The sequence below is a fragment of the Mediterraneibacter glycyrrhizinilyticus genome (assembly GCF_015560805.1).
Taxonomy (GTDB): domain Bacteria; phylum Bacillota; class Clostridia; order Lachnospirales; family Lachnospiraceae; genus Schaedlerella; species Schaedlerella glycyrrhizinilytica_A.
The window spans coordinates 1-13,761 of the sequence record NZ_JADMSO010000004.1 but is presented as its reverse complement, the minus strand read 5'-3'; the positions used below and the strand labels follow the sequence as shown (position 1 = coordinate 13,761).

Genomic DNA, 13,761 nt, shown 5'->3' with positions numbered 1-13,761 from the left:
AAATCCCTTTTTAAAAACCGGCAAGTTATTTCTGCCGGTTTCCGAAAGGGATTTTTTATAATCTTGATTTCAAAACAGAAAGCGCCTGCACGATGATCGCCGCATGATCCACTGCAATCTGCCCCGCTTCTTTTACTGAAAAAGTTTCTTCTCGCACCAGCGTTCCTCTTCGCCGGTATTCCACCAAAGCGCTCGTGTCCAATCCGCGTTCCTTATTTTTCACATGAAGAGAAAACTGTACAACGCTTTCCGGCTCTTCCTGCTTCGCGTGATTTCCGGTTCTATCCGTTTGTCCGCCGCCTGTCTGCACAGATATTTCCTCCAATTCCAGATCGCACCACACAGCGTCCGCCGCATCATCGCCGGCGCGCACCTGCCGTTCCTCCCCCTGAAGCACTGCCATGTAGGCGGTTGTGATCACCCGCGTTCTCGGATCCCGATCATAATCTCCGTATGTACCAATCTGCTCCATCACAAGACCGTCTACACTGGTCTCCTCCAGAAGTTCCCGTCTCGCCGTATCGTCCAGATTTTCCCGCATCTCGATAAATCCGCCCGGAAGCGCCCAGAAACCGATACTCGGGTGATTGGAGCGCTTTACGAGCAGCACCCGCATTCCTTTCAGCTCTTTCGTCAGATGTTCCGGCGCCAAAAAGATCACCGCATCTGTCGTACAGCTCGGCGTCCGGTATTTGTACGGATCGTAATGCTCCAAAAATTCTTCCAGACTCTCTCCCGCTGCATTCTTCTCATTTGTCCCGTAAAACGGACGTAAATTTTCCAAAAATGATGGCATGGTCGTTCTCCTTTCTTCTCCCATGCCATCATTATACGCGTCTTTTATTTTACTGTAAATAAATCGGACCTACTTGATCGCATCTCCGATCGAAACATATTCCGTATACGCATACTCATCTCCGTTCCAACCGTTATAACCGCTGAATCCCTCATAGAACCAGAGCACCATGTCATCGATCCGGTCTTCATCCACAACATAGATCAAAGTATAGTCTAATGTTTCCCCCGGAGCCATCGGTCGGTACAAGCCGGCTTTCATTCTCTGGGTCCCCTCTGTATTCCAGATCGCATCAAAATATTGTGCAAAATTTCCGTTCTGGTAACCGCCGTACTGAAGAGAATATCCCTCGTTAGCGCTATGATAATCCACATTTGGGATCCGGTATGTTCCGTCCTCCTGCCGTGTCAGCTCGGTCAACGTCGGCGCAAGTGATACGCCGCCGGACGCATTCCATTCACTCTGCGTATCGCCCGCATTTCTTGCCTGCATCCTCACCACTACATACTTGGAATCTACCGTGCTCACCGTTTTTTCGCTTCCCGCATCCGAAGTATAACGTTCATGCGGTTTCAGACTTCCGTCTTCATTCATCCATACAGAAATCTCATCATAGTTCACAAAATTTTCAGCCGGATACCCCTCCGTGGAGATCTGGTCTTTTACTTCCACCGACTGCACGGTATATCGGATATCGTCTTCATGGTCTTTGACCTGTTCATAGTATGGATTCTGCACTTCCTCTCCGACTCCATGCACGGCCTGTGACGGAATAGAGACGTCGCTGCCTGCCGCCTGATCTTCCAACCTTTCCTGTTCTTTTTTGATCACCTCGATCTCTTCATCCGTCGTATACGGAACGGTTTCATCCAACACCCGGATCTCCATCCCCTCCGCTACTTTGACCAGTTCTTCCGCCGGTAGATCGCTCTCGCTCCACACCCGTACGCCATAACCGTATTCTTCATTGAATAAATAAATATTTTTGATCGTTTTTTCGGAATCCACATAGAAATTGTCATCTACAAACACATCGGTTTTCATTCCGCTGATCTCAAGCTGATCCAAATGACTGTCTTTTTTGTATTTCAGCAATTCCTCATCATTTCCGAGACGGGACATCTCGTCCAGTTGTGCCGCATTATAAGTAATCACCGTGATCGTACCGCCCGTTGCCTCATTATGCCACTTTCCTCCATAAGGACCATCTTCCGAGTACACATATCCATCCGGAATATACGTCGGCTCCGCCGTGATCTGATGTGCTTCCTGCTCTTTGTTCACCTGAATCTCATACTGCACCGTTTCATCTTTCTCCACCAGATTTGCCTGAAGAAATTTGTTTGCCGCCACAACAACAAAGGATGCTCCCAAACTCAGCGTTGCTGCTGCCAGAACGACTTTCCAGCCCCGCACTCTTCCCTGTCGTTTCTTCCGGCTTGTTTTCTCCTGTCCGCTCTCCTGCATATTCTCCTGATCTTGCTGCTGTGCATTCTGCCGGATCTGCCGGTATGCGTCCTGCATCTTTTCATCCACCCGTTTCGGGATCTTCGCTTCTCCGCGTAAGATCTGTTCCATCTCTTCCTTTGAATATTCCCGTTTCATCAATCTTACCTCCTCTCTGCCGCCGGCTCCAGCTGATACAAATGTGCAAACTGCCTGCGGCCTCTCGCCAATCTTGTTTTTACAGTGCTCTCATCCATATCCAGAATCTGTGCAATCTCCCGGATCTTAAATCCCTCCCCGTAATATAACATGAGGATCACCCGATATTTCTCATCCATTGTGTTCATCAACTCCTCAAATTCACATTGAAAAAGTTCTCTGCATGTGTCTCCCTGTTCCTGAAATATTTCCACCGGCGTTTCTTTTTTGCCTGTCCGGAGAATATCGTTGCAGTTATTGATCAATATCCGGATCAGCCATGTCGAAAAATAACGGTCACTTTTCAACTGCCCCAACTTTTCATAACAGTCCAGCACAGTTTCCTGCATTGCATCCGCAATGTCTTCTTCCCGATGCAGATAACTTCGGGCGACTTTATACATACTTTGCTTCTGACGTTCCATCAATTCTACAAAAGCATCGGTGTCTCCCTGCCTTGCTTTTTTTATCAGATAGTTCAAAGAAATACCTCCTTTCTCATCCGCGGGTTCTCTGGATTTTCTTTTCACTTATTAGACGCACAGGATATGAAAAAAGTTTCATCCTGCTTTTTTAAAATTTTATAGCAGTCGCCAAGGTCCCGGGCAAGCCCGGACTTTGGCTCGTCGGTTATACAAATCAAAAACGGGGGTTTTACCGCCCCCGTTTCATTCTCAAAATCTGTCTCTCTACGGAAAATACGCTTCCACACGCCTCAGTAATTCCAAAAAATTCCGAAGCCGGATACTTTCCATGCTTCCCGCCTCCGTCACATCATCCCATTCATCATTTGCCGCCCACCAGTCGCGAAACAGAACATTCATAAGCTGTATAAAATCCTGCTCCTGTTCTCCCGAAGTGATTATAAATATCTCAATATTATTCCGCATATTATCCAGAAGAAAATAGGCTCTCGGCATTCTGCCGATCTTTTGATCTCCGATGAACACCATCAGATCCGTCACCGCATCCCGCATCAGGATCAACTGTTCTTTTTGCCACTTTCTCATAACCACTCCTCCTCATAAGAGCCAGCAGTACCGCCCCACAATTACAGGCTAGGTCACGCACGGTATCTTTGCAAGCATTTAAAATGCAAAATGGCAATTAGCAACAAAATGTAGCATCTCATTTGATTTTCCGCCGTCTTTATGCTACCCTTGTATACTGACAGTGCCGTATATCCATGTATACGGATCGTATCATATATCGAAATAAAATAGGAGGAACATTCAAATGAGATTTGTAATCCAACGGGTTGCCCATGCCGAAGTGGCTGTAAATGAAGAAACGATCGGAAAAATCGAAAAAGGATATCTTGTCCTGATCGGAATTGCCGAGACCGATACCCGGGAGATCGCGGATAAACTGATCCGAAAAATGATCGGACTTCGGATTTTTGAAGATGAAAACGGAAAAACCAATCTTTCCTTATCCGATGTCGGCGGAAACCTGCTTCTTGTCTCCCAGTTTACACTCTATGCTAACTGTAAGAAAGGAAACCGACCAAGTTTTATCGAAGCCGGATCACCCGAAAAAGCGAATGAGCTTTACGAATACATCATTACAAAATGTAAAGAAAGTGTGCCGGTCGTGGAACAGGGTTCTTTCGGAGCGGATATGAAAGTCAGCCTGCTCAACGACGGTCCGTTTACGATCCTTTTGGATTCCGAGACATTGTAAAGATCACATGTCCATACGCAAAAGCCCCCTTGAAAATCTTACATCTTCAAGAGGGCTTTTTGTTTTCTTCAAAAGCTGATGACGGGAATTGAACCCGTGACCCCTTCCTTACCAAGGAAGTGCTCTACCTCTGAGCCACATCAGCCTGGCATTCTGCCTGTTATTTAATTATGTACGACGTACACAACGATATGAGTATACAATAAAATCCGCCAGATTGTCAATCCTTTTTTGCAAAAACTTTCTCTGCTTTTGCTTTCACCCGCTGAAGCGCATTGTCGATCGTCTTCGGGCTTTTCCCGAGAAGTTCCGCGATCGTCTTATAATCAGTTCCGAGAAGATGCAGATATAACACATGATCTTCGAGAGGACTCAATGACTCTTTCAGCGTCTCAATAAATGCTTCTGTAAATTCTTTCCCGAAGTAAAGCACTTCCGGATTATTGTCGACATGCGGCTCGATCGTATCGATCAGCGGAACCTGCCGTTCCTCTCCGTCTTCCCCCTCCTCATACAGAGAAATATACGAATTCAACGGCATATGCTTTTTCCGGTGCGCCGACTCGATCGCCGTATACATCTGCCGGGAAACGCAGAGTTCCGCAAACGCCGCAAACCCTGCGCCCTGAGATGCATCAAATGTACGTACCGCTTTCATCAGCCCGATCATGCCCTCCTGGATCAGATCCTCATTTTCTCCTCCGAGCAAAAACATCGCCCGCGCTTTTTTCCGCACCATCGGTTTGTACTTTGCGAGAAGATAATCCATGATCTCCGTATTTCCATTATGCAGTTCACGGATCAGATGCTCGTCCGCCATCGTTTCATATTTCATCATTTATGACATCCTCTGCCTTACAATCTCATATGCAAGAACTCCCGCCGCAACCGATGCGTTCAGCGAATCGATCTGCCCTTTCATCGGAATGCTCGCAACAAAATCACATTTTTCTTTTACAAGGCGCCCGACGCCCTCTCCCTCATTTCCGATCACAAGCCCGATCGGTCCGGTCAGGTTCAGGCGGTACATGGATTCTCCGCCCATATCCGCACAGACAAACCAGAGTCCTTTTTCTTTCAGTTCTTCCATCGTTTTTGCCAGATTGGTCACTTTCGCCACCGGCGTATAATTGAGCGCCCCCGCCGAGGTTTTCGCCACGGTCGCCGTCAAACCTACTGCCCGGCGTTTCGGTATGATCACGCCGTGCGCTCCGGCGAGATTCGCCGTCCGGATGATCGCTCCTAGATTATGTGGATCCTCAATATTATCCAGCAGTACAAGAAACGGATCTTCCCCTCGTTCTTTAGCCAATGCAAGCATATCTTCCACGGTCGCATAATCGTATGCCGCCGCATAAGCGATCACGCCCTGATGCCGTCCTGTCTGTGAAATCTGATTCAGCCGGTCCTTTCCGACAAAATTCAGGATCGTATCATGTTTTTTCGCCTCTCTTACGATCGTACGGACCGGTCCGTCCTGACAACCGTCCAACACAAACACTTTATCGATCGGCTTCCCGGAACGAAACGCTTCCAAAACCGCATTTCTTCCCTCGATCACCAGTGTATGCATCCGTTCATCCTGAACCGCACACTCTTCATTCATTTCATTTTTCTGCACGTTCTTCCCGCTCCTTTTATTCACTCTTTTTATTTATTTTTTCATGATCCTCCAGACTGTCCAGTCCGATCTTCACAAGTTCCATCAACCGGTCATACTCCCGCTTTAAATACAAGTGCCCGATCAGCGCTTCAAACCCGGTCGCTCTGCGGTAATCTGTGATCGACTGATTCTTCGCCGGAGATACCGATCTTGTATTACGTCCCCTGCGGTATACCGCATGTTCTTCCTCTGTCAAATACGGCTGCATCGCACGCATCATCGCGGACTGTGCAGACGCCTGCACATATTTGCTCGTCTCTTCGTGAAGTTTCTGCACCTGTTTATTTCCTTTGCTGATCACCATACTCTTGATGACCAGGTCGAACACGCAGTCTCCGATATAGGCAAGTACAAGCGGAGAATATACTTCCGCTCCCATATCCGGAAGTTCCAAAGCCTCCCGGATATACTCATGAAAATCCGTTGTTACGCTCTTTTCCATTTCACACCTTCTCTAGTATCTTCCAAAATGATCCCTTTGGCAAGCAGTTCGTCGCGGATTTCATCGGCACGGGCAAAATTGCGCTCTTTTCTCGCCGCCTGACGTTCTGCGATCAACGCTTCAATATCCGCATCCAGCAGATCCTCTTTCCGCTCCGTGATGATCCCGAGCACATCCGACAATTTCACGATCAGATCCAGCACACCCTGCAGATATGCTTTGGAACTTTCGGCACTTGCCGTTGTATTTGCATGTTTCACCAAGTCGAAGATCGCCGCAACCGCATCCGCCGTATTAAAATCGTCTTCCATCGCATTTTCAAAATTCTTCACAAATCCCTGCGCCTTTTCCATCTGTGCCTGTTCTTCTTCCGTCAACGTATCCACAGATGCTTTTCCAAGCAGGAACCGTAAATTGTCTGTTGCCGTCACGATACGATCCAGACCATTCTTTGCCGCTTCCATCAGTTCCGCGCTGAAATTCAGCGGACTTCTGTAATGTGCGCTGAGCATAAAGAAACGGAGCACCTGAAGATCGTATTTTTCTCCGATCTCCCTTACCGTAAAGAAATTACCGAGCGATTTGGACATCTTTCGGTTATCGATGTTCAAAAATCCGTTATGCATCCAATATTTTGAAAATTCTTTTCCGTTGGCAGCCTCACTCTGGGCGATCTCATTTTCATGATGCGGGAAGATCAGATCCTCTCCGCCTGCATGGATATCGATCTGCTCACCCAAATATTTCTTGGACATCTCGGAGCATTCGATATGCCATCCCGGACGCCCCTCGCCCCACGGGGATTCCCACGCCGGCTCTCCCTCTTTTTTCGGTTTCCAAAGCACGAAATCAAGCGGATCTTCTTTTTCGTCCTCACCGCTGACGAGAAGCGCGCGATTTCCGGAACGAAGATCATCTAAGTTCTTATGAGACAGTTTTCCGTAATCTTTGAACTGTCTTGTACGGAAATAGACCGTTCCGTTCTTTGCATACGCGTATCCCTTTTCGATCAGTGTGCCGATCAGCTCGATCATTCCGCCGATCTCCTCTGTCGCCAGCGGATGTGTCGTCGCCGGAAGCACGTTCATATCCGCCATATCTTTTTTGCATTCCGCAATATAACGCTTGGAAATCTCTTCCGCCGTCACGCCCTCTTCATTTGCTTTTTTGATGATCTTGTCATCCACATCGGTAAAGTTGGATACATAGTTCACATCATATCCTTTGTATTCAAAATATCTCCTCACCGTATCAAATACGATCATCGGACGCGCATTTCCGATGTGGATATAGTTATATACGGTCGGTCCGCATACATACATACGGACTTTTCCTTCCTCCAACGGTACAAATTCTTCTTTCTGTTTGGACATTGTATTATATAATTTCATATCCTGTGCTCCTTTCTATTTTCACTTTCCCTTTTTACTTTGTATTTTTAATCCGCCTTATATTCCCGTTCTTTTGCGGAACATTTCGCATCTTTACAGTGCATACATTTCAGACGGCTTTCCATTTCCAGAAGTTCTTCATGCAGCTGGAAGTTCGCAATCTGCAACTCTTTGATATCATTCAACATCGGATCCGGCAGATGCACCTGATCCATATCCGCTTGCGGCACTTTCTTATCGTCTCTGCGAACGATCCGTCCCGGCACTCCGACTACCGTACAGTTCGGCGGCACTTCTTCCAGCACGACAGCCCCGGCTCCGATCTTGGAATTTTCCCCAATCGTAAAAGAGCCGAGAATCTTGGCTCCGGCGCTGACCATCACATTGTCTTTCAAAGTCGGATGACGCTTTCCCTGTTCTTTTCCGGTTCCGCCCAATGTCACGCCCTGATACAGAGTAACATTGTCTCCCAAAATTGCGGTTTCTCCGATGATCACACCGCTTCCGTGATCGATAAAAAGCCCCTTGCCGATCGTCGCTCCCGGATGGATCTCGATCCCCGTCTTTCTCACGCCTCTCTGGGAAATCCATCTCGCCAGGAAATAGTGTTTTTTCAGATACAGCTTATGGGCGATCCGATAGTGGAGAATCACCTTGAAGCTGGGATACAGCAACACTTCCATATTCGATTTGATCGCCGGATCCCGCTCCCGGACTACTTGAATCTCTTCTTTGATATAAGATATAATTCCCATGCTTCCTCCTAAAAAAGAAAACTCCGTCTCAGACTAAGAGACGAAGTTTATCCGCGGTTCCACTCTATTAAAAGAATTAAAACAATCCTTTCACTCACGGCGTGTAACGTCCGCCAAACGTACTTTGCTGGCAGCAGGACTTTTTGACCCTTTGCTGTTTCGGATCGTTTTTATTCTGCTCTCACAAAGTCAGCTCCCGAATGCACTTCACAACCGCTCCGCTTAAGACCGCTCTCAGCCGGTGACCGTCTCTCTCTGGAAAGTTTCTGCCGCTGCTACTCTTTTCGTTCTCTGCTTTTTACCTATCTGCGTTCTATATTATGCAAAAAAACATATTTTGTCAACCTGTTTTCCTTTTGTATTCGTACTCTTTTATACAATCTCATTCAGATAAATTTTATCGAACGGCTGTATCTTCTTCAATTCACCTTTCAATCGCTCACTCAAAAATACATCCGGTTCTTCGGCGACTTCTTCCACGCTTTTATAACCAAACAAAAGACTGGTCAGCGCCGCGATCGAAAGTACGCCCTCCGAATCTTCTGTCTCCCGGACGTAAATCTTCGTTTCGCAGTCACTCAATCGTTGCTTTTCAACCTCTTTCGCCACATCCGCCTCTTTCACCGCTTCTTCCCCCTCTTCGCTTTCCCCGATCGGAGAGCTTTGCAGTTTCCACACACGGCTGTTCTGCGTCAAAATAGAATCCAGCACTGCAAAAGAGCAATCGATCTGTTCGCCTGCTTTTGTTTTCAATAACCGCAGCAGACTTTCCAGGTGCAGAATCCGGACCATGATCGTCGGTTTCTGCTTCTGAAATTCAACCGTCCCGATTTTTTCTTCTTCGGAAATCCCGGCATAGACAAGCGCCTCTTTTTGCCCGTGCTTTTCACACACCTTACCCACTGCCGCCCAGAATTCCGTTTCATATTCTTTCAGATAAAGCGGTTCTCTGATCTCAAGACCATCCTCGTCGCCATATAAAAAACAACCGACGATTTTTTCTGACCGCTTCAGTATCGCGATCCCGCCATTCTCGCTCTGCTGCTCAAACAGCATCGTCTGATAATACTGTTCATCCCGCACCGCATAGATCTGAAACCGTTCGGAAAAATACTCCATAAAGAATGCCGCCAGATCCGCTCCGTCGCCGATCCCTGCTTCGGATACAGGAAGAGACTTTTGTTCCTGCTTTTCCACAACCGTATATTTCCATACATTTTGATCGTATACGAACCGGAAATCATATGGCGTATAGATTGCTTCCGCTGCCGGCATCAAAAAAGTAAACGGCTGTTTTTCCTGATACATCGCCTGCATCGCTTTTCGCAGGAGCATCCCCATATATCCCCGTTTCCGGTAAGATTCCTCAGTCGCCACTGCGATGATATACCTGACGTCAAACTGCCCCTCTCCTACCTGGATCAAAAAAGGATTCAAATGTAGCATCGAGCGGATTTCCTCATCTTCTTCCACCACATAAACACTATTTTCACGGGTTTTGAAAAAATAATAATAATCTAAAAATGCTTTACTGTCTTCCTGAAAAACTTTTTCCCAGAGCAAGCGGGTTTTCCCGTGTTCCTGCTGTTTCAACAGCCGTACTTCCATCTGTTCGTCCTCTTTTCTTTGATCTTCTGCAATAACTGACCCGATACATTGAAATTTTCTATGCCTGACAGCCTGTACATCCGCCGCATCCCTGCCCCGGCGTCACATCATAGCTGCTGTAATTGGTCGCTTTTTCCAACAGGCAGATTGCCTGTGAGGAGATTCCCTCACCGCTTCCGGTAAATCCCAGTCCTTCCTCCGTTGTTGCTTTGACGTTGATCTGCTCCAATTCGATATGCAGCGCTTTCGCTATATTTTCCCGCATTGCAGGAATATGCGGAAGCATCTTCGGACGCTGGGCGATGATCGTTGCATCGATATTTTCCACAATAAAATGGTTCTCATCCAGCAGTGCCGCCACATGTTCCAGAAGCCGGATACTGGAGATCCCTTTGTACTGCGGATCCGTATCCGGAAAATGTCTTCCGATATCACCAAGCGCAGCCGCGCCGAGCAATGCATCCATGATCGCATGAAGCAATACGTCCGCGTCCGAATGTCCTAGAAGACCTTTTTCATACGGTATTTTTACTCCGCCAAGGATCAGTTCCCTGTTCTCTGTCAATTTATGAACGTCATATCCCATTCCAACACGCATTTTTATTTCTCCTCATAATCATTTTCAAGTTCTTCTGATTTTCCGTTTTCTTCTTCCTGTGCAAGATCCAGTTCGATCACATTCGCATCCTCTTCTCTTGCCGTTTCATTTTTTTGTGTTTCATTTTTCTGTGTTTCATCTTTTGATATTTCTTCTGTTTCCTGATCTCCCGGATCTTTTATCTCCGAATCGTCCGTTTCTTTATCTTCTTTCAGATCCGCTGTGTGCAGATCTGTTTCCGCCAGACTTTTCCCTGCGTCCTCCCGGAGCACCGGCATCGGCGCAGTCCGAAACTTTGTCTTATCGTGCTGTGGTTTTGCAAATTCCTTTTTGCTGCCGGTCTCTCCACTCGCATCTTTTTTATGCTTATCACCGGAATCCCCCATTGTCAACTGATAAAGTGCCCGGATATTCCGTATCGTATACCACACTCCCACTCCCAGGAAGATCACCGCGATCACGGCTTTCATCATATAATCACTCGGTTTATCTCTCATCGCCTGTGAAAATAATGCGATCCCCAGATAGGAAAGGTACAATCCCGCCACCATGCGCAGCACAAATCCCGATTTTTTGTTCATCTGTTTTTTCCTCCGTATTATGTTTTTGCAACAAATGTCCGAAATGCAAGTTTTTTACATTTCGGACATTCCATTTCTTTTCTATTGGATTTTCCAAAGATTATTTTGTAATGAAAAGCTGAACCCAATATTCCGTTCCATAAGCGTCTGTATAATGACCGACGCCGATATGAGAATAATCCCCCATAATATTCATATAATGTCCCGGGCTGTTGAGCCATCCGTTCATTACACTTTCTGCACTGGTTTGTCCCGCCGCAATATTTTCACCTGCCATCCAGTACCGGATCCCATATTCTTCCAGAACCGTAAAGCACACACTTCCATCCGGTCTGTTATGCGAAAGGTTGCTCACCAGCTCCTCCGCACGTTTTCCTGCCGCCTCTGCCAATGTATAATCATACTGCAGCGCTTCCAGTCCGTTTGCCGAGCGGGCTTCGTTGACCAGCGCCCAGACTTCCTGCTCTTTTAACGCTGAATCATCGCTTACCCAGCAGCCGTCCGCACCGACATAATAACCGCCGATCCATGTATTCGTCGCCATCACACCATTGTCATACAGATAATAGTTACCAACCCAAGTGCCTGACGCCATCACGCCGCTGTCATACATAAAATACCAGTAACCGTTGATCATCTGCCAGCCGGTCAGCATATAACCGGCCTCGTTAAAATAATACCATTGACCGTCGATCATTTCCCAGCCGTTCGTTGTATAGCCGCCGTCCGCATGGCGATACCACCAGCCGCGTCCATTCCGGATCCACTGACTGCTTCCATATCCCGGGATCCACGCGCCGTCTCCGCCGACATAATAATCACCGATCCATGTGTTCGTCACCATCGCTCCGCTTGCTCCAAGATAATAATTGCCGATCCATGTATTCGCAGCCATCACACCATTGTCATACATGTAATACCAGGTTCCGCCCAGATTCTGCCAGCCGGTCAGCATGTAACCGCTGCCGCCAAAATAATACCAGCTTCCGTCCACCTGTCTCCAGCCATTTACCGCATAGCCTGCGCCGCCGTCTTCCTGAAGCCACCAGCCATATCCATCCTGATGCCACTGAGCTGCCTGTACATTCAAACCTCCTACGATGCCGCCGCCAGCTGCAAGCACTGCCGCTGTCAAAAGTGCCACAACCTTTTGTTTCATAGACTTCTTCCTCCTATGTCCGATCTGCTTGATCATTTTCTTTTATTTTATTGGATTTCTTTGGAAGATGCAAGAAAATTTCTGTATTGTGCCAATATTGCGCCAATATTGTTCCTTGTACACCGACGCTAGCGCTTCAAAATATCTAATCTCTTTTTAAACATCTCCATATATTCCGGGAAATATTGAAACCATTCGTCTTCTATACCACAGATCTGGTTCAAACCAACCCGTTCAACAGCCTGTAATGCAGCTTGTTTCTGATTCATTCTCTCATCAAAACAAGTCTGACAATTCGCCCCATCCAGTATATCATACATTTGAAAAGATTGATTAAAATCCATTAACGGATGCAGAGATATTGGTTTATTATTTACATTGTTGACTAATACTCCCCAGTTGCCCCAATGTCGATCCGTATTTCCAATGAGATAATCAACGATATTCATCATATAATAATTATATCTATCCAGTGCCAAGATATATTTTTTTATATTCTTTTCATGATTCTGTCCATATATTGCAAATGCTTCCATAGATATAATAGAAACCTCTTGAGAAGTTATATTCTTACTGATTGTTACAGGCTCATGATCAAATTCCCCTCTATCGTAGATCACTTGATTCACTTTAAAGCATTGACATATTCTGCTTGCAAGCAATTCTCTTTCTACTGCATCCTGTCCGCCATCTTTTAATAATGAAAATCCTTTGCCCGTTCTTTTCCAGGCTTTCGGAAATACTCCATTTGTAGACAAATCTTTTGCAAGATTTTCATTATCTACGGTATATTGTTTACCTCGTAGTGCAATATCTATAAAGATATTCTCCAAATGATTCTCATACAAATTAATTTCTTCAAATGATATTTTTTCCCCTTTATTGCGCACCCAGAATACATCCGTCAAAGATGCGCACCTATATGACAACGCTATTTTTGCTCTGTCCCTGTCCGTCACTGCCTGCTGCATTCCAATACTATTTAGAATTTCTTTTGCATATTTTCGATCCAAGGTCAGCACTCTGGTTGCACACCAATAATAAAAATTTGTAATATTATTTACAAGTGTATCAATGTCCTCTTCTTCTTCAAGATACAAATTATACGGCATAAAACTTTTATAATATATCTTACATCTTCCGGACATATCAATTTTTGCCACTCTTCTGTTTTTATGCATAATTTCTAATACATTACCGCTCATTGTTATCACTTCCCTTGACGATCATTCTATATTATATTACCATATCCTCTTTTTTTAAACAACTTCCCCTAAGATCTTCTCCTGCATATCAGGAAACGAAAAACAATCGTATTTTCCATTAAAGCACAAAAAAAGCCCATGACCATGGACTTTTCTCTCAATAGCGGAAACTGGATTTGAACCAGCGACACCACGGGTATGAACCGTGTGCTCTAGCCAACTGAGCTATTCCGCCA

The 13,761-nt window shown here is 46.1% G+C and carries 15 protein-coding genes, 2 tRNA genes and 1 other annotated feature; of the genes, 1 reads left to right on the top strand and 16 read right to left on the bottom strand.

From position 1 onward, the window contains the following. Positions 1 to 55: 55 nt before the first annotated feature. The 4 genes from I2H87_RS05285 to I2H87_RS05270 form a co-directional block, all read right to left on the bottom strand. Positions 56 to 796, bottom strand: a complete 741-nt coding sequence (locus tag I2H87_RS05285) for an NUDIX domain-containing protein (protein ID WP_117550275.1) — start codon at positions 794 to 796, stop codon at positions 56 to 58. A 69-nt stretch (positions 797 to 865) separates the two neighbouring features. Further along, the gene (locus I2H87_RS05280; protein WP_117550277.1) at positions 866 to 2,401 is read right to left on the bottom strand and encodes a DUF4367 domain-containing protein; all 1,536 of its coding nucleotides are present in this window, start codon (positions 2,399 to 2,401) and stop codon (positions 866 to 868) included. A 5-nt stretch (positions 2,402 to 2,406) separates the two neighbouring features. Next, complete coding sequence (locus tag I2H87_RS05275; RefSeq protein WP_009266385.1) at positions 2,407 to 2,922, bottom strand: RNA polymerase sigma factor; 516 nt, start codon at positions 2,920 to 2,922, stop codon at positions 2,407 to 2,409. 207 nt (positions 2,923 to 3,129) lie between these two features. After that, positions 3,130 to 3,450: a hypothetical protein gene (locus I2H87_RS05270; RefSeq protein ID WP_009266386.1), complete on the bottom strand. Its 321-nt coding sequence runs from the start codon at positions 3,448 to 3,450 to the stop codon at positions 3,130 to 3,132. A 226-nt stretch (positions 3,451 to 3,676) separates the two neighbouring features. Between I2H87_RS05270 and dtd the strand changes: the two genes are divergently transcribed. Further along, on the top strand, positions 3,677 to 4,123 hold the full coding sequence (gene dtd, locus I2H87_RS05265) for a D-aminoacyl-tRNA deacylase (protein WP_009266387.1): 447 nt from the start codon (positions 3,677 to 3,679) through the stop codon (positions 4,121 to 4,123). Between the two features lie 73 nt (positions 4,124 to 4,196). Here the strand turns inward: dtd and I2H87_RS05260 are convergent. From I2H87_RS05260 to I2H87_RS05205, 12 genes are all read right to left on the bottom strand, one after another. Beyond that, positions 4,197 to 4,268: transfer RNA gene (locus I2H87_RS05260), tRNA-Thr, on the bottom strand. A gap of 75 nt (positions 4,269 to 4,343) precedes the next feature. Beyond that, positions 4,344 to 4,961: a sigma-70 family RNA polymerase sigma factor gene (locus I2H87_RS05255; protein ID WP_009266388.1), complete on the bottom strand. Its 618-nt coding sequence runs from the start codon at positions 4,959 to 4,961 to the stop codon at positions 4,344 to 4,346. Further along, positions 4,962 to 5,729, bottom strand: a complete 768-nt coding sequence (gene rlmB, locus I2H87_RS05250; RefSeq protein WP_044954558.1) for a 23S rRNA (guanosine(2251)-2'-O)-methyltransferase RlmB — start codon at positions 5,727 to 5,729, stop codon at positions 4,962 to 4,964. A 31-nt stretch (positions 5,730 to 5,760) separates the two neighbouring features. Further along, complete coding sequence (locus I2H87_RS05245; RefSeq protein WP_009266390.1) at positions 5,761 to 6,228, bottom strand: Mini-ribonuclease 3; 468 nt, start codon at positions 6,226 to 6,228, stop codon at positions 5,761 to 5,763. Beyond that, on the bottom strand, positions 6,213 to 7,619 hold the full coding sequence (gene cysS, locus I2H87_RS05240) for a cysteine--tRNA ligase (RefSeq protein WP_009266391.1): 1,407 nt from the start codon (positions 7,617 to 7,619) through the stop codon (positions 6,213 to 6,215). The genes I2H87_RS05245 and cysS overlap by 16 nt, the downstream gene beginning before the upstream one ends. A 47-nt stretch (positions 7,620 to 7,666) precedes the next feature. After that, positions 7,667 to 8,374, bottom strand: coding sequence for a serine O-acetyltransferase EpsC (epsC, locus tag I2H87_RS05235; RefSeq protein WP_009266392.1), 708 nt, complete (start codon positions 8,372 to 8,374; stop codon positions 7,667 to 7,669). Between the two features lie 33 nt (positions 8,375 to 8,407). Then, positions 8,408 to 8,675: a binding site (T-box leader), on the bottom strand. Between the two features lie 71 nt (positions 8,676 to 8,746). Beyond that, a complete protein-coding gene (locus I2H87_RS05230; protein ID WP_117550279.1) occupies positions 8,747 to 9,982 on the bottom strand; it encodes a GNAT family N-acetyltransferase in 1,236 nt (411 codons plus the stop codon). Positions 9,983 to 10,040: 58 nt separating this feature from the next. Beyond that, positions 10,041 to 10,580 carry a 2-C-methyl-D-erythritol 2,4-cyclodiphosphate synthase gene (ispF, locus tag I2H87_RS05225; protein ID WP_009266395.1) on the bottom strand — a complete coding sequence of 180 codons (540 nt, stop codon included), beginning with the start codon at positions 10,578 to 10,580 and terminating at the stop codon, positions 10,041 to 10,043. Positions 10,581 to 10,582: 2 nt separating this feature from the next. Next, complete coding sequence (locus I2H87_RS05220) at positions 10,583 to 11,161, bottom strand: hypothetical protein (RefSeq protein ID WP_054703582.1); 579 nt, start codon at positions 11,159 to 11,161, stop codon at positions 10,583 to 10,585. Between the two features lie 100 nt (positions 11,162 to 11,261). Next, a complete protein-coding gene (locus I2H87_RS05215; RefSeq protein WP_195609473.1) occupies positions 11,262 to 12,320 on the bottom strand; it encodes a CAP domain-containing protein in 1,059 nt (352 codons plus the stop codon). Positions 12,321 to 12,448: 128 nt separating this feature from the next. Then, on the bottom strand, positions 12,449 to 13,525 hold the full coding sequence (locus I2H87_RS05210) for a hypothetical protein (RefSeq protein WP_117550283.1): 1,077 nt from the start codon (positions 13,523 to 13,525) through the stop codon (positions 12,449 to 12,451). 161 nt (positions 13,526 to 13,686) lie between these two features. Continuing rightward, positions 13,687 to 13,760: transfer RNA gene (locus tag I2H87_RS05205), tRNA-Met, on the bottom strand. Between the last annotated feature and the right edge of the window lies 1 nt (position 13,761).